The 16,004-nt window shown below is 64.5% G+C and carries 10 protein-coding genes; 8 read left to right on the top strand and 2 right to left on the bottom strand.

All coding sequences use genetic code 11. The features are described from left to right. Positions 1-90: 90 nt before the first annotated feature. Positions 91-1,338: an ABC transporter substrate-binding protein gene (locus tag ACP2YO_RS32935; RefSeq protein WP_426435299.1), complete on the top strand. Its 1,248-nt coding sequence runs from the start codon at positions 91-93 to the stop codon at positions 1,336-1,338. A gap of 129 nt (positions 1,339-1,467) precedes the next feature. On the opposite strand, the gene ACP2YO_RS32930 is transcribed toward ACP2YO_RS32935, so the two are convergent. Next, the gene (locus tag ACP2YO_RS32930) at positions 1,468-2,682 is read right to left on the bottom strand and encodes a mandelate racemase/muconate lactonizing enzyme family protein (protein ID WP_426435298.1); all 1,215 of its coding nucleotides are present in this window, start codon (positions 2,680-2,682) and stop codon (positions 1,468-1,470) included. A 279-nt stretch (positions 2,683-2,961) separates the two neighbouring features. Between ACP2YO_RS32930 and ACP2YO_RS32925 the strand changes: the two genes are divergently transcribed. The 3 genes from ACP2YO_RS32925 to ACP2YO_RS32915 are packed head-to-tail and all read left to right on the top strand — an operon-like array spanning position 2,962 to position 7,459. Beyond that, entirely contained in the window at positions 2,962-5,394 is a 2,433-nt protein-coding gene (locus ACP2YO_RS32925; protein ID WP_426435297.1) for a CaiB/BaiF CoA transferase family protein, read from the top strand. Next, positions 5,394-6,470: an ABC transporter ATP-binding protein gene (locus tag ACP2YO_RS32920; RefSeq protein ID WP_426435296.1), complete on the top strand. Its 1,077-nt coding sequence runs from the start codon at positions 5,394-5,396 to the stop codon at positions 6,468-6,470. Before ACP2YO_RS32925 ends, ACP2YO_RS32920 begins: the two co-directional genes overlap by 1 nt. Further along, entirely contained in the window at positions 6,467-7,459 is a 993-nt protein-coding gene (locus tag ACP2YO_RS32915) for an ABC transporter ATP-binding protein (protein ID WP_426435295.1), read from the top strand. The genes ACP2YO_RS32920 and ACP2YO_RS32915 overlap by 4 nt, the downstream gene beginning before the upstream one ends. A 70-nt stretch (positions 7,460-7,529) precedes the next feature. Here the strand turns inward: ACP2YO_RS32915 and ACP2YO_RS32910 are convergent, their stop codons facing one another. Continuing rightward, on the bottom strand, positions 7,530-8,627 hold the full coding sequence (locus ACP2YO_RS32910; RefSeq protein ID WP_426435191.1) for an ISAs1 family transposase: 1,098 nt from the start codon (positions 8,625-8,627) through the stop codon (positions 7,530-7,532). A 173-nt stretch (positions 8,628-8,800) separates the two neighbouring features. Between ACP2YO_RS32910 and ACP2YO_RS32905 the strand changes: the two genes are divergently transcribed. The 4 genes from ACP2YO_RS32905 (at position 8,801) to ACP2YO_RS32890 (ending at position 15,751) form a co-directional block, all read left to right on the top strand. Next, positions 8,801-10,348 (top strand): ABC transporter substrate-binding protein, encoded by a 1,548-nt coding sequence (locus tag ACP2YO_RS32905; RefSeq protein ID WP_426435294.1) that lies wholly within the window; start codon positions 8,801-8,803, stop codon positions 10,346-10,348. Between the two features lie 64 nt (positions 10,349-10,412). Further along, positions 10,413-11,369 (top strand): ABC transporter permease, encoded by a 957-nt coding sequence (locus ACP2YO_RS32900; protein WP_426435293.1) that lies wholly within the window; start codon positions 10,413-10,415, stop codon positions 11,367-11,369. Then, positions 11,366-12,250 (top strand): ABC transporter permease, encoded by an 885-nt coding sequence (locus ACP2YO_RS32895; RefSeq protein WP_426435292.1) that lies wholly within the window; start codon positions 11,366-11,368, stop codon positions 12,248-12,250. Before ACP2YO_RS32900 ends, ACP2YO_RS32895 begins: the two co-directional genes overlap by 4 nt. A gap of 198 nt (positions 12,251-12,448) precedes the next feature. Beyond that, on the top strand, positions 12,449-15,751 hold the full coding sequence (locus tag ACP2YO_RS32890; RefSeq protein ID WP_426435291.1) for a carboxyl transferase domain-containing protein: 3,303 nt from the start codon (positions 12,449-12,451) through the stop codon (positions 15,749-15,751). Positions 15,752-16,004 lie beyond the last annotated feature (253 nt).

The raw sequence follows: 16,004 nt of genomic DNA, 5'->3' as shown, positions 1-16,004 counted from the left end.
ATTTCATTTTCAGGGCGTTGCATAGGACGATAAGGTCGGGGCGCTCGGGAGGGAGCGTCGGCGTCGTTGCCGGCGTTTATGGCGATGTTGATGCAAACAAGAACACAAACCGCACTTTCGATAACTCTTGCGATATTCCTTGTCCTGACCGCGTTGCTTGCCGGCACGCCGTCGCGCGCGCAGCAGGCGCCGGTGGCTGCCGCCGACAGCGAGATCCGCATCGGCAACATCATGCCCTACACCGGCCCGCTCGCGGCATTCGCCTCCATCGGAAGGGCAGAGGCGGCCTATTTCGACATGATCAATGATCATGGTGGCATCAACGGCCACAAGATCAGGTTCTTCTCGGTCGATGACAGTTCCAATCCGATGACCGCGCTCGAACAAACCCGTGATCTCGTCGAGAAGCAGAACGTGCTCATGATGTTCGGTTCGTTCGGCACACCGGACAATCTGGCGGTACGGACCTATCTCAACGAGAAAAAAGTTCCGCAGCTTTTCGTCGCCTCGGGCAACGAGGAGTGGGCGCATCCGACGGCCTATCCCTGGACCATGGGCTGGCAGCCGACCTTCCGCGCCGAGGGGCGGATCTATGCCAATTACATCCAGGCGGCCTATCCCGACCGCAAGATCGCCGTGCTCTGGCAGAACGACGAGTTCGGCCGCGATCTGTTCCGGGGATTGCAGGAGGGGCTCGGCGACACCGCGGGCATGATCGTCGCCGATCTCGCCTTCGATGCATCCGAGACCAGGATCGAGAACCAACTCGGAATCCTGAAGGACTCAGGCGCCGAGATCCTGGTGTTCGACGGCGCACCCGCGATTGCCGCGCGCGCGATCCGCAGCGCTGCCGAACTCGACTGGCACCCGGTATTCATCCTCGACAATGCGTCGGCCTCGATCGCCAGCGCGCTGCGCCCGGCCGGCTTGCAGAATTCGCTCGGTGTGATCTCGACGTCGTTCCTGAAGGACGCCGGCGATTCGTCCTGGAAGGAGGATCCGCACATCAAGGCGTGGCTCGCCTTCATGGACAAATATTTCCCTGACGGTGACAAGGATGATCTCTACGCCGTGTTCGGTTACGCCGCAGCGGACACGCTGGTGCAAGTGTTGCGCCAGTGCGGCGATGACGTCTCACGCGAGAACATCATGCGGCAGGCGGAGTCGCTGAAGAACTACCAGACCCCGACCGCGCTGCCGGGGATCGCCATCAACACCGGACCCAAGGATTTCCGCCCGATCAAGCAGATGCGGCTGGTGCAGTTCGACGGCACCACCTGGCAGCCGATCGGCGACGTGGTCGACACCGCGTTCACGTCGGTCAGGGAAGATAATTAGTCCCGTCGTCCCGGCGAAGGCCGGGACCCATACGCCGCGGCCACAGGAAGAGGCACAAGCGGCGTCGGCTTTTCTCACTCGCTCAATTCGGTGGTAATGGGTCCCGGCCTTCGCCGGGACGACAGGGAACTACTTCTTCAGCCCATAATTCAACAGCCCGCCCTTGTTCTTCGGCGGATGCGCGCGCAAGGCTTCTTCGTTCGGCTCGGTGCCCCAGCCGGGGCGATCGGGGATCACGAGGTGGCCGTCGACATAGTCGGGCAGATGCGTGAACAGTTCGTGGTCCCACGCCAGGCGATCGATGTCGGTCTCCATGATCCGCAAGTTCGGCACCGCCGCGCAGAAATGCGCGTTCATCATGGTGCAGAGGTGGCCGTAGAAATTATGCGGCGCGACGTTGACCTCGAAATGCTCGGCGGCGGCGGCGATCTTCATCGACTGCCACACACCGTTCCAGGGCGTGTCGATGATCGCAACGTCCATCGCCTGTTCGGTGAAATAGGGCAGGAATTCGCGCAGGCCCAAGAGTGTTTCGCAGGATGAGATCGGGTGCGGGCTCTGGCGGCGGATATAGCCCAGCGCCTGCGGGTTGAAGCTGTCGATCTCGACCCAGAACATGTCCATGTCAGCGATGGCGCGCAGGATCTTCAGATAGCCCTCGGTCTTGGCGTTGAAATTGAGGTCGAGCAGCAGATCGACATCCGGCCCGGCGCCATCGCGGATCGCCTCCAGGTGCATGCAGAGATTGCGCAGCACGTTGCGGTCGACATTGATTTCCGGCTCAAACGGAGAGCCAAAGCCGGGTCGCCAGCCCTGCGGCTTGCCGTCGGTGTAGACGAAGATGTTGGTCTTCATCGCCGAGAACTTCTTCTCCCGCACCTCACGGCCGATCGCCTTGACGCCGTCGAGGTCGGTGATGGCCGGCTTGTACCAGTCGGGATGATTGATCCGCCAGGTCGCGCAATGCGACCAATAGACCCTGACGCGGTCGCGGATCTTGCCGCCGAGTAAATCGTAGCAGGGCACGCCGAGCGCCTTGGCCTTGACGTCGAGCAGCGCGTTCTCGATTGCGCCGAGTGCCAGCGCCACGACGCCGCCGGCGGCCGGACGCGTGGCGGCAAACAGTTCGGCGTAGATCCGCTCATGCTGGAACGCGTTCTTGTCGACCACCCGCGCCGACAACCGCTCGATCGCCGCGGTCACGCCCGGTGCGCCAAAGCCCTCGTCGAATTCGCTCCAGCCGACCAGCCCATCGGCGGTCGTCACCTTGACGAAGTGATAATTCCGCCAACCGGCATCGCAGGCCAGGGTTTCGACGCTTTTGACAATGGTGGCTTTGGTCATGTTTCCTGCCTTCGCATTTTTCTTGTCGACAGCCGCGACTGCACCTGTTGTACCGCAGCTTGAACAGACTGTGCGACCGGATTTCGGAGCATCGATATCCGCTTCGCGCATGCAGCACTGCGTCCAGCGATTCTGCAGCAATTGCAGCCGTTCTGTCATGAATTCCGTCAAGCGGAACAAAATTCCACTTGCATCGACGCGCCTGCGCGGCTTCAAGTTCAGACAACAAGAAAACTGAATCAGTGATCGTTCGTCGCTGATTATTCGTGAGGAAGCGTGATGGGCGCGTTGTCGCATCTGCGGATTGTCGAAATCGGAAGTGCCGCTGCGACGAGCTATTGCGCGCGGCTGTTCGCCGATTTTGGCGCCGACGTGCAGAAAATTGAACCGCCGCAGGGCGACCCGCTGCGCCGCACCGCGCCGTTGACACTGAGCGGGCAGAGCGCGTGGTTCGCGTTTCTCAATTTCAACAAGTCGAGCGTCGCGCTTGATCGAAACGATCCGGACGCGGCATCCCGCCTGCGCGACTTGATCGTGGCTTGCGACATCTTGCTCGACGGCCGCGGTCTCGACGCGGCGGATTGTCCCGCGATCGATCTCGATGTGATCAAGCAGGTCAATCCCGGCCTGATCCATCTCGACGTGAGCTGGTTCGGCGATCGCGGTCCTTACGCCCATTTTGCAGCGACCGATTCCACGATCCGTGCGTTGACCGGGCTCGTGAAGCTGGTAGGTCCGGAGGATGGTCCGCCGATGCACGCGCCGGATTTCCAGACCGGAATCCTCGGCGGTCTCTGGGGGTTCATCCCAGCAAGCTCCTCAGTGATAGGCCGCATGCAGGACGGACGCGGGCGCGCCAGCCATCTGAGCATCTTCGAGGCGAGCATCGCCGTCACCGAATACATCATGTTCGAGGCGTTCCAGCGCGGCGACATCATGCGCCGGATCGGCGTCAACCGCTTCTGGCCGACCTTTCCGGTCGGCATCTACGAGACCAAGCAGGGCTGGCTCGGCGTTACCACGGTGACGCCGGCGCAGTGGCGCGCATTTTGTGAGATGCTCGGGCTCACCGATCTGCGCGACGATCCGGCGCTGGTCATGGGCGTCGACCGCCTCCAACATGTCGGAATGATCGAAGCCAAGATCCTGCCAAGGCTGAAGCAGCGCACTGCGCAGGAATGGTTCGCAGAGGGTCTGCGGCGCAAGATTCCGATCGTGCCAGTGCCCGAGATCCCGGATCTCATCGCCGATGAAGAAAAATGCGCCCGCGGTGCCATCGTGCCGATCGCCGTTGGCGATGAGACCGGCTTCACCGCTGGTACGATGCAGCGGCTGATGGGAACGCCGCCGCTGCGGGGCGGCAGGGTGCCTGGCATCGGCGAGCAGCAGGCGCCACGTGACGCCGCCCCGCACGCGCCCGTGCCAAAACCAGCGGCGGCCAATCGGCTGCCGCTCGAAGGCATCCGCGTGATCGATTTCTCGATGGGCTGGGCCGGGCCGATCTGCACCCGCACGCTCGCCGATCTCGGCGCCGACGTTATCAAGATCGAGGCGATCCAGTATCCGGACTGGTGGCGCGGCGTCGACCGCCGGCCGGCCTATGTGCTGGAGCAGATGTACGAGAAGTCGGTGCGCTACTGCATCATGAACCGTAACAAGCGCGGCATCACGCTCGATCTGACCCGGCCGAAGGGGCTTGAGCTGGCCAAACGCCTGCTCGCGGATGCTGACCTCGTCGTCGATAATTATTCGGTCGAGGTGCTGCCGAAGCTCGGCCTCGGCTATGACGTGCTGAGCAGGATCAATCCAAAACTCGTGATGATGTCGATGTCGGCGTTCGGCGCCGGCAGCAGCAATCGCGACTGCCGTGCCTATGGCTCGACCTTGGAGCAGGGCTCGGGCCTGCCGAGCGTGATCGGCGATGCCGGGGGGCCGCCTGTGATGAGCCACACCGCGTTTGGCGATGCGGTCGGCGGCCTCAACGGCTGCGCCGCGGTGCTGACCGCGCTGATCCACGCCAAACTCACCGGGCAGGGGCAGTTCATCGATCTCGCCCAGATCGAATGCATGATGCCGTTCGCAGCACCTTGGATCGTCGCGCATTCGATCGATGGCAAGGAGCCGGTCAAATACGGCAACCGCCATCCGGATTTCGTCCCGCATGGCTGCTTCCGCTGCCAAGGCGAGGACAACTGGATCGTCGTCGCAGTGTCCGATGACGCGATGTGGCCGAAGCTTGCACGGCTGATCGGCCGCGCGGACTGGGCCAGCGACGAAAAATTCAATTGCGCTGCCGGCCGCCGCGCGATCGAGGCCGAGATCGAGAGCGCGATCACGGCCTGGACCTCGACGCGCGATCCGGAAGCCGCGATGGCTGCCCTGCAGGCCTCCGGTGTCGCGTCCGGCGTCGCGCGGCTGCCGATTGATCTGCTGAGGGATCCACAGCTCCACGCCCGCGGCTTCATCCAGGAAATCGATCGCGCCTTCATCGGAAAACATCCGCAGCCGTCGATGCCGTTTCGCGAAGGCACGGAGCCGTTTGCGATCCGGTCCGTTCCGCCAACGCTTGGCGAGCATAATCGCGAGATCCTTGGAGGCATGCTGGGCCTTTCCGATATCGAGCTTGAGGAGCTCGCGCGCGAGGGCATCATCGGCACCGAGATGCTGATGGAGGAGCAACTGGTGAAAGAGAAGAAGCGGGCGGCGGGTTGATGCAGGCAAACCAGCCGGCAGAGCGCGTATCGGACGTTGCGCGTGAGGGCGCGCGGCCGCTGTTGCAGGTGCGCGGGCTCGGCATCCGCTTCAAGACTGCGCAGGGCCTCTGGCAGGCGACGCGCAAAATCGACTTCGATATCGCGCCTGGCGAGCGGGTCGGCATCGTCGGCGAGAGCGGCTGCGGCAAGACCATTACCGGGCTGTCGATCCTGCGGCTGTTGCCGGGCAATTCTGCCGGGCTTGACGGCAATATCCTGTTCGACGGGATCGATCTCGCCTCGTGCAGCACACGGCGGATGCGCGCCATCCGGGGCAAGCGCATCGCGATGATCTTCCAGGAGCCGATGAGCGCGCTCGATCCGGTGTTCACCGTTGGCCACCAGATCGCGGAGACGCTGCGGGTCCATACCAGGATCGGCTATGAGGAAGCGCGGGCGAAGACGCTGGAGATGCTGCGTCGCGTCGGCATCGCCTCGCCCGAGCGCCGCATCGACGACTATCCGCACCAGCTTTCCGGCGGCATGCGCCAGCGCGTGATGATCGCAGCGGCGCTGATCTGCGGACCGCAGCTCCTGATCGCGGACGAGCCGACCACCGCACTCGACGTCACCGTGCAGGCGCAAATCCTCGAACTGTTGCGCGACATCAGCGAAACCTCGCACACCGCGCTGATGCTGATCACCCATGACCTCGGCGTCGTCGCCGAGACCTGCACGCGCATGATCACGATGTATGCCGGCGAGGTGATCGAGGACGCCGCGGTCGACGAGGCGCTGGTGCGGCCGCTGCATCCCTACACATCGGGCCTGTTGCGCTCGCTGCCGCATTTGAGCCCGCGCCACGGCCGGCTGCCGTCGATCCCCGGCCGGGTGCCGTCGATATCGGACATGCCGAACGGCTGCCGCTTTCGCGCCCGATGCGCGCATGCCGCGGATGGCTGCGAGGCCGAGCAGGCGTTACAGGATGCCGGCGGCGGCCGCAAGGTGCGCTGCTGGCGTTTTGCCGAGCTCAATCTGCCGGGCGCGCTGCATCCGCCTGATCCGTCGCCCGCAGCGATGGTGGCGCGACAATGACCGCACGCGCCATTGACCCCATCGTCTCGGTGCGCGACCTTCAGGTGCGCTTCCAGACCACGGACCGTCGCGCCACCGTGAAGGCCGTCGACGGCGTCAATTTCGACGTTCGCCGCGGCGAGACGTTCGGCATCATCGGGGAATCCGGCTCGGGCAAGACCACGATCGGCCGCGCGCTGGTATTTTTGCTGAAGCCCAGCGCCGGCGCCATCCTGCATGACGGTATCGATCCGTTGGCGCTGCCGCGCGGAGAGTTTCAGAGTCACCGGCGCGACTACCAGATCATCTTCCAGGATCCGAATGCCGCACTGAACCCGCGCATGACCATTCTGTCCTCGGTGCTGGAGCCGCTGGAGCTGGCCCGCGTCGGTACCCGCGCCGAGCGCGAGCGGCAGGCGAGGCAGGCGCTGGAGCGCGTCGGCCTGCCGCAGGAGTTCGGCGAACGCTATCCGCATCAGCTCTCCGGCGGCCAGAAGCAGCGCGTCGTGATTGCGCGAGCACTGACGTTGAAGCCGAAACTGATCGTCTGCGACGAGGTGGTGGCCGCGCTCGACATGTCGATCCGTGGCGACGTGCTCAATCTGTTCGCGGACCTGCAGCGCGATCTCGGCCTGACCTACGTCTTCATCACCCACGATCTCGCCGTGGTCTCGCATATCAGCGAGCGCGTTGCAGTGATGTATCTCGGGCAGTTCGTCGAACTCGGCCCGACCGAGGAGGTGTCCGAGCGGCCGCTGCATCCCTATACGCAGGCGCTGCTCTCGGCCGAGCCGCGGCCATTGCCGTCATCGATGCGGCAGGTCGAGCGGATCGTGCTGCAGGGCGAGGTCCCGAGCCCGATCGATCCACCGTCGGGCTGCCGTTTCCACACCCGCTGCCCGCACGCGCTGCCGCTCTGCGCGGAGCGGGCGCCGGACTGGCGCGAACTGAAACCCGATCACTGGGTGGCATGCCATTTCGCCGACCGCCCGAACTTTTCGCCGAACTGAGAGCACGATGAGATCAGATCGAATAGCACCCGCGAAGGAGCTGCGCTCCCTCCCCCGCTTGCGGGCAGGGCTATCGCATGTGGCCGAGGAGTTCAAAAAGGAAGGCATCGTTCCATCCGGCGCGTTTGAGCTTGCCGCGCAGGGAGACTGTGGTGTCTGGGTGAGCCTGGGCGACGTTGAGGGCCAGGCGGCGAAGCACGGCCAGATTGGCCGGTCCGTTGTCTTTGCGATTGCGAGCAAGATCCTCGTCGAGGGTGACGTCGAGCGGCCAGTGAAGGCTATTTTCGATGCCCCAATGAGCGCGGACGATGCGCAGGACCTCTTTGCGGCTATAGGGGCGGCTCATCAGGAAGTAGCGCTCGACCGTGTCGTCCTGGCCCCGCTTGCTGGTGATGCGGGCAACAGCTTTGAGGCCTGGAAAGTCGTGCTTCCTGGCCATGTCGGGAGCCGGTGCAACGAGAGCAACACGCTTTTCGTTGCGTCCATGTTCAGCGTCTTTGGTGGTGAGCGAGGTCTTGCCCTTGCGTTTGGCGGCGCGGATTGCGGCTTTGGCATCCTCCAACAGAGTAGGCTGGTTCGCCTTCACCGCCAGCACGTAGTCGCCGCCCCGTTCCACGATCGCCTTGGCCATCGCGCGGTGGCAATGCAGGGCGTCGGCTGTGACCACGCAGCCCTTGAGCTGCAGAAGCGCAAGCAACTGCAGGGCGCCATCGGCTTCGTTGTTGTTCGGCGCCAGCACATTGGCGAGCGCCATGCGCGTCTGCGCCGCCCAGGCGGTCACCATCACCGGCGGCATGTGGCTCTTGCCGCGTTCGTAGCCGCGCCGCAACGCTTTGCCGTCGAGCGCGATCACCCCGCGTGGCCGCTTGATCTTCGCGCCTTGCGCAAAGGCCTTCATGAAGCGCCGAAACGCGACCTCAAACGCCTTCGGGTCAAGCATCCGGAACACCCGACTGAATGTGTCGTGGCTCGGCAGACCGTTCTTAAGCTCCAGCACATCCTGCCAAAGATAGGCCTTCATCCGGGCAAACAGCGCCATGTCGGTGCAACTCGTCGCCCCGCACAGCGTCGCCATCAGCGCGAGGAACAATATCTCGGTCAGGTCATGCAGCGCGTTGTCGGCCCGCGGGTCGGGCAACTCCGAAAAGCATTCCGCAAATCTCTGCATCGGCTGCTCCCTCAAGATCAGGAGCTATCCTCAGAATCCTTTTCTTCCGATTTGGCAACTACTTGCAGGCACGCACATGCGATTCCCCTGCGCTTGCGGGGGAGGTACAGCCAGCCTGCCGCTGGACTGATGCAATCCAACTTTATCCCGATCGCGAGCACTGGAGTAATGTCATGACAACGACGACGCGACGCGAGGCCATGGCGCTGATCTCCGGCGCGCTGGCCAGCACAACACTCGGCGTCCCTGTATTCGCGCAAGGCACGCCGAAGAAGGGCGGTACCTTACGCATCTCCGCGCCGGCGAATCCGTCGAGCCTTGATCCTGCCACCGGCGGCGCTGGCTCCGACCACGCGTTCCTGTTCACGATGTACGACACGCTGACCGAATGGGAGTTCGAGACGCTGAAGCCGAAGCCGGGGCTGGCCGAAAGCTGGAAGTTCACCGATCCCAACACGCTCGTGCTGAACATCCGCCCCAGTGTCACCTTCCACGACGGCACGCCGCTCGATGCCGAGGCCGTCAAGTTCAACCTCGAGCGCAACAAGAGCGATCCGAAGTCCAACATCAAGGCCGACCTCGCCTCGGTGGCCGCCGTTGAGGTGAGCGGCCCGCTGCAGGTCACGCTGAAGCTGAGCACACCCGATACTGCCTTGCCCGGCATTCTCTCCGATCGCGCCGGCATGATGGTGTCGCCATCAGCGCTGAAGGCGGCCGAAGGCGGCACGGTCACGCGCAAGCCGGTCGGCGCCGGCGCCTACAGCTTCGTGAGCTGGGCCGACGGCGAGAAGATCGTGGTCAAGCGCAACGACAAATACTGGAAGCCGAACCGGCCCTATCCTGACGGCATCGAGCTCTCGATCATCCCGGAACTCACCACCGGCGCCCGCTCGGTCACCGCGGGCCAGAACGACCTGATCTACCAGCTTCCGCCGCGGCAGAAGATGATCATGGACCGCGTCAGCAGCGTCAAGGTGGTGCACGGCCCGACGCTCTATGTCTTCCAGATTTTCCTGAACTGGGGCAAGCCGCCGTTCGACAACCTCAAGGTCCGGCAGGCCTTCAACTTCGCAATCGATCGCGAGTCCTTCGTCAAGGCCGCGCTCGCCGGCCTCGCTGAGCCCGCCTACATGAACCTGCCGAAGGCGCATTGGGCCTATGACGCCGGGGTCGCAAAGCTTTATCCCTACGATCCCGACAAGGCGCGCAAGCTGCTCGCCGAAGCCGGCTTCAAGGAAGGCACGCAGATCGATCTCGTCGGCTATTCCGATCAGGATTCGGTGCAGCGCCAGGAAATCCTGATCGAGCAATTCCGCAAGGCCGGCATGAATGTGCGCTTCGCCAACGCGCCGATCGCGGAAGCCTCCGCTGCGTTCTTCGGCTCCGAAAAACGCGGCTCCGGCATCCTCGCGGCGTGGACCGGGCGGCCGGACCCGAGCCTGACCTATTCGCTAATGTTCACCAAGGACGCCTATTACAATGGCGGCCGCGCGCCGGTGCCGCCGGAACTGGAAGCCGCGATCAGGGAATCGCGGGCATCGGAGGATATCGATGTCAGACGCAAGGCTTTTGCCACCGTGCAGCGGCTGGTGATGGAGAACGGCTTCGTCGCGCCGCTGGCGTTCCAGTTCGAGCTGGTCGCGATGAACAAGAAGGTGCAGGGCTACAGGCCGAACCTCTTGGGCAAGCCGAAATACGACGACGTCTGGCTGGAGAGCTGAGCATGATCCGGAAAAGTGTGCAGCGGTTTTCCGAAACGATCATGCTGAAAACAAGGAGCTAACGATGGCGCGACGGTCACCGGTCCGGGTCATCGGCAGCCGCCTGTTACAGGCGCTGCCGGTGATCCTGCTCGCGACCTTCATGGTGTTCGCGCTGCTCAAGCTGGTGCCCGGCGACATCGCGGTGACCTTGGCGGGCGACAATGCCACCGACACCCGCATTGCCGAGATCAGAAAGATCTACGGCCTCGATCGTCCGTTCCTGGTGCAATACGGCGCCTGGCTCGGCAAGGTCGCCCAAGGCGACCTCTCGCAATCGCTGCTGACCGGCGAGAACGTCGCGACCTCGATCGGGCGGGCGTTCCCGAACACGCTTCTCATCGTCGTCATCGCACTGGCGCTGGCCCTCGTCACCGGCATTCCGATGGGGGTGATCGCGGCGATCAAGCCAAACGGCTGGATCGACAAGCTCGTCAGCCTCATCGCCTCGCTTGGCGTCGCGATTCCCGGCTTCTGGCTCGCGATGATCCTGGTCGCTGAAGTCTCGCTGAAGCTGAACTGGTTGCCGGCCACCGGCGCGACGTCCTTCATCGCGTCGCCGATCGAGGCCATCCGGCACGCACTGTTGCCGGGAATTGCAATCGCCGCCTACGGCATGGCCGAGGTCGCGCGCCAGCTCCGCGGCTCGCTGCTCGAGGTATTGTCGTCGCAATATGTCCGCACGCTGCATGCCAAGGGCCTCTCGATGTCGCGCATCCTCTGGCAGCACGGGCTGAAGAATGTCGGCGTCAACCTGCTCACGATCATCAGCCTCTTGGTGAACCGCATGCTGGCGGCAACCGTCGTGATCGAGGCCGTGTTCGCCATTCCCGGTCTCGGCAGCCTGATCGTGCGCGGCGCGATCCAGCGCGATTTTCCGATCGTGCAGGGCGTCGTCTTCACCATGGTGGTGGTGGTCATCGTGGTGAATTTGGTTACCGATTTGCTCTGTGCCGCCATCGATCCGAGGATCGAGCAATGACGGACACAGCGCTTGCCCCGCTCAAGACCCCCGCGCGGCCGACCCTGCTGTGGCGTTTGCTGCGCTGGCTTGCCGGCGATCTCCGCGCCGCGCTCTCGATCCTCGTGCTGCTGGTGCTCGTGATCGTCGCGATCGGCGCACCCTGGATCGCGCCCTATGCGCCGACCGCGCAGGACGTCAACAACATGCTGGCGCCACCGGGGCCATTGCATCTGCTCGGCACCGACGACCTCGGCCGCGACATCTTCTCGCGCCTGATCTATGGCGCGCCGGCGACCGTCTATGCCAGCCTGCTTGCGGTCAGCGTCGCGGTTGCGATCGGGCTGCCGGTCGGGCTTATCGCCGGCTATTTCGCCGGCTGGACCGACGACATCATCAGCCGCATCATCGATACCTTCCTGTCGTTTCCCGCGATCGTGCTGGCGATCGCCGTCACCGGCGCGCTCGGCATCGGGCTCACCAACGGCATGATTGCGGTCGGCATCACGATGTTCCCGGCGCTGGCGCGGATCGTTCGCGCTCGCACGCTGATCGTCCGGCAGGAGCTTTATGTCGATGCGTCCCGCGGCTTCGGCGCGCCGACCTGGCATATCCTGTGGCGCCACGTGCTGCCGAACACGCTGCAGCCGGTCATCGTGCAGGTGACGCTGCTGCTCGCCGCGGCGCTGCTCGCCGAAGCCAGTCTCTCGTTTCTCGGCCTCGGCATCCAGCCGCCGAACCCGAGCTGGGGCGCCATGCTGGCGCGCGCCTATCAATACATGGAGATTGCGCCTGAGCAGATGTACGCGCCGGGCCTCGCCATCCTCGTCGTCTCCCTGGCGTTCAACGCGCTCGGAGAGTCCCTGCGTATCGTGCTCGATCCGACCATGAAGGATCGTTGAGTTGTTGTCACCTCTCCCCGCTTGCGGGGAGAGGTCGAAATTTGCAGCGCAAATTTCGGGTGAGGGGGACTCTCCGCAAGCGAGCCCGTGGAGAGTCCCCCTCACCCGAAGCCTACGCTTCGCTCCGGCTTCGACCTCTCCCCGCAAGCGGGGCGAGGTGAAGAGTCCAGTCGCCTGAACGTTCAACGGAACCGCCCCATGTCCTTCAAGAAATTGCTGATCGCCAACCGCGGTGAAATCGCCATCCGCATTGCGCGTGCCGCCGCCGAGAGCGGGCTTGCCACGGTTGCGATCTATCCCGCCGACGACGCAGCCTCGCTGCATGTCCGTTCAGCGGACGAGAGCCGCGAGATCGCAGGCCGCGGCGCGCGTGCCTATCTCGATATCGAGGCGGTCGTCGCTGCGGCCAACGCCGCGGGCTGTGACGCGCTGCATCCCGGCTATGGCTTCCTCAGCGAGAACGCGGCGCTTGCACGGCGTTGCATGCAAGAAAATATCACCTTCGTCGGCCCGTCGCCGGAGGCGCTCGATCTGTTCGGCGACAAGGCCAAGGCGAAGGCGCTGGCGACGAAATGCGGGGTGCCGATCATTCCCGGCACGTCAGGCACGACGACGCTCGACGAGGCCAAGGCGTTCTTCGCCTCGCTTGGCACGGGCGCGGCGGTCATGATCAAGGCGATCGCCGGCGGCGGTGGACGCGGCATGCGGGTGGTCGACGATGCCGCCAAGCTCGAGGAGGCCTATGCGCGCTGCCAGTCGGAGGCGAAGGCCGCGTTCGGCAGCGACGGCGTCTATGTCGAGCGGCTGATCCGCAAGGCTCGCCACATCGAGGTCCAGATCATCGGCGACCGCCATGGTGCGATCAGCCATCTCTGGGAGCGCGAATGTACGATCCAGCGCCGCAACCAGAAGCTCATCGAGGTGGCGCCGAGCCCGTCGCTGAGCGATGGCTTGCGCGCGCGCATCATCGAGGCGGCGAAGCAGCTTGCGACCGCCGCGCACTACGACAGTCTCGGCACCTTCGAATTCCTGGTCGACGACGACGCGACATCGGAGCAGGGCGCCTTCGCCTTCATCGAGGCCAATCCGCGGCTCCAGGTCGAGCACACCGTCACCGAGGAGGTGCTCGGTGTCGATCTGGTGCGGTCGCAGCTCGCGGTCGCGGCCGGTGCGACACTGGCCTCGCTCGGTCTCGCGCAAGCCGCGGTCCCATCGCCGCGCGGTTATGCCATGCAGCTCCGCGTCAACATGGAGGTGATGGACGCCAAGGGCGTGACTAAGCCGACCGGCGGCACGCTTGCCGTCTTCGACCTGCCGTCCGGCCCCGGCGTCCGCGTCGATACCTTCGGCTATTCGGGCTACAGGACGAGCGCGGCCTTCGACTCACTGCTGGCCAAGGTGATCGTGCATTCGCCGAGCCCGAAATGGGCCGACGTGGTGCACAAGGCGGCGCGTGCCTTGCGCGAATTCCGGATCGGCGGCGTCGCCACCAACATCCCGTTCCTCGGCGCCGTGCTCGCGCATCGCGAGTTCGTCCGGAATCACATCAGCACCGGCTTCATCGACAGCCATGTCGCGGCGCTGGTCGGCGCGGCCAAGGATCTCGCGGAGCCGTTGGTTGAGGTGAGCGAAGCGGCGGTCGCAAAGCCTGTCGTCGCTGAAGTCGCGCCGGAAGGGTCAGTCCCGGTGCCTGCGCCGCTGCAAGGCACGATCGTTGCGATCGAGGTCGCGGAGGGCGATCTCGTTCGTCCCGGCCAGCAGATCGCGGTGCTGGAATCGATGAAGATGGAGCATCTCGTCGCCGCGCCGCATGGCGGCCGCGTCACCAGGATCGCGGGCGGCCCCGGCGTGACGCTGATGCATGGCGAGCCGATCCTGTTCCTCGAACCCGCCGACGTCGACGGCCACCATGCCGAGGAAGAGGCGGCGATCGATCTCGATCACATCCGGCCTGACCTTGCCGAGCTGGTTGCGCGCAAGGCGATCACGCTGGACGAGAACCGCCCGGCGTCGGTGGAGCGCCGCCGCAAGACCAACCAGCGCACCGCGCGCGAGAACGTCGCGCAGCTGGTCGATGAGGGCTCGTTCGTCGAATACGGCTCGCTCGCGATCGCGGCGCAACGCCGCCGCCGCAAGGTCGAGGACCTGATCAAGAACACGCCCGCCGACGGCCTGATCGCCGGCGTCGCCACCCTCAACGCCAAGGACTTTGGCGCTGATGGCGCGCGCTGCATGGTGATCTCCTACGACTACACCGTGCTGGCGGGCACGCAGGGCCATATGAACCACAAGAAGATCGATCGCATGCTGGGCCTCGCCGAGCAGTGGCGCATGCCGCTGGTGTTCTACGCCGAAGGCGGCGGCGGCCGTCCCGGCGACACCGACCGGCTCGGCATGACCGGGCTCGACGGCCCATCCTTTGTGCAGTTCGCAAAGCTCTCCGGCCTGGTGCCGGTGATCGGCATCGTCTCCGGCTATTGCTTCGCCGGCAACGCCGCGATGCTCGGCGTCTGCGACGTCATTATCGCGACGAAAAATGCGTCGATCGGCATGGGCGGTCCCGCGATGATCGAGGGCGGCGGGCTCGGTGTCTATCATCCGGCCGAGGTCGGCCCGGTGTCGGTCCAGTCGCCGAACGGCGTTGTCGATATTCTGGTCGAGGACGAAGCCGAGGCAACGACGACGGCGCAAAAATATCTGTCCTACTTCCAGGGCGCGGTCGCCGACTGGCGAGCGCCGGACCAGCGGCTGTTGCGCCGTGCGATCCCGGAAAACCGCCTTCGGGTCTATGACATCCGCACCGTCATCGATCTGCTTGCGGATGAAGGCTCGGTGCTGGAGATCCGCCGCGATTTCGGTGCCGGCATGATCACGGCCTTCATCCGCATCGAAGGCAAGCCGTTCGGCCTGATCGCCAACAATCCAAAACATCTCGGCGGCGCGATCGATGCGCCGGCCGGCGACAAGGCCGCGCGTTTCATGCAGCTTTGCGACGCCTTCGACATTCCGCTGATCTCGCTGTGCGATACGCCAGGCTTCATGGTCGGTCCCGAAGCCGAGAAGACTGCGATCGTCCGTCACGTCGCGCGGATGTTCGTCACCGGCGCCAGCCTCACCGTGCCGCTGTTCGGCATCGTGCTGCGCAAGGGCTATGGCCTCGGCGCACAATCGATGATCGGCGGCGGTTTCCATGCCTCGTTCTTCACGGTGGCATGGCCGACCGGCGAATTCGGCGGCATGGGGCTGGAAGGCTATGTCCGGCTCGGCTTCCGCAAGGAGATGGAGGCGATCGAGGACCCGATCGAACGCGAAAAGTATTTCCAGACCAAGGTCGCCGAGCTCTATGCCAACGGCAAGGCGGTCTCGATCGCTTCCGTGCTCGAGATCGACGAAGTGATCGATCCCGCCGACACTCGCCACTGGATCATGGCGGGCCTGCGCTCGGTGCCGAAGGCCGAGCCGCGGACGACGCGCAAGCGCCCATGCATCGATGCGTGGTAGGCAGTGACGGCGTTCGCTTCGCTCTCTCATCGTACGTGAGGCGAGCACGCTGGTACGGCCCCCTCTCCCCTTGCGGGAGAGGGCGGGGAGAGGGGTAGCCCCGGGCGAGCTGATCGATGGGTGCATCAGTCTCGCAATCTTTTATCGTGTCGAAACGCATGTTGTGAGAGCACGCCGTGTGGTACCCCTCTCCCTATCCCTCCCCCGCAAGGCGGAGGGAACCCTTCCATCGGTGCCTCCTTCACGCGTCAAT

The sequence above is a fragment of the Bradyrhizobium genosp. P genome (genome assembly GCF_049949265.1).
Classification (GTDB): Bacteria; Pseudomonadota; Alphaproteobacteria; order Rhizobiales; family Xanthobacteraceae; genus Bradyrhizobium.
The sequence above is the reverse complement of the archived record's forward strand: the minus strand, read 5'-3'. Positions and strand labels throughout refer to the sequence as shown.

Bases quoted from the DNA above. Each gene is read 5' to 3' on its own strand.
- ACP2YO_RS32935 (WP_426435299.1), top strand. From the start codon at position 91: ATGCAAACAAGAACACAAACCGCACTTTCGATAACTCTTGCGATATTC.
- ACP2YO_RS32930 (WP_426435298.1), bottom strand. From the start codon at position 2,682: ATGACCAAAGCCACCATTGTCAAAAGCGTCGAAACCCTGGCCTGCGAT.
- ACP2YO_RS32925 (WP_426435297.1), top strand. From the start codon at position 2,962: ATGGGCGCGTTGTCGCATCTGCGGATTGTCGAAATCGGAAGTGCCGCT.
- ACP2YO_RS32920 (WP_426435296.1), top strand. From the start codon at position 5,394: ATGCAGGCAAACCAGCCGGCAGAGCGCGTATCGGACGTTGCGCGTGAG.
- ACP2YO_RS32915 (WP_426435295.1), top strand. From the start codon at position 6,467: ATGACCGCACGCGCCATTGACCCCATCGTCTCGGTGCGCGACCTTCAG.
- ACP2YO_RS32910 (WP_426435191.1), bottom strand. From the start codon at position 8,627: ATGCAGAGATTTGCGGAATGCTTTTCGGAGTTGCCCGACCCGCGGGCC.
- ACP2YO_RS32905 (WP_426435294.1), top strand. From the start codon at position 8,801: ATGACAACGACGACGCGACGCGAGGCCATGGCGCTGATCTCCGGCGCG.
- ACP2YO_RS32900 (WP_426435293.1), top strand. From the start codon at position 10,413: ATGGCGCGACGGTCACCGGTCCGGGTCATCGGCAGCCGCCTGTTACAG.
- ACP2YO_RS32895 (WP_426435292.1), top strand. From the start codon at position 11,366: ATGACGGACACAGCGCTTGCCCCGCTCAAGACCCCCGCGCGGCCGACC.
- ACP2YO_RS32890 (WP_426435291.1), top strand. From the start codon at position 12,449: ATGTCCTTCAAGAAATTGCTGATCGCCAACCGCGGTGAAATCGCCATC.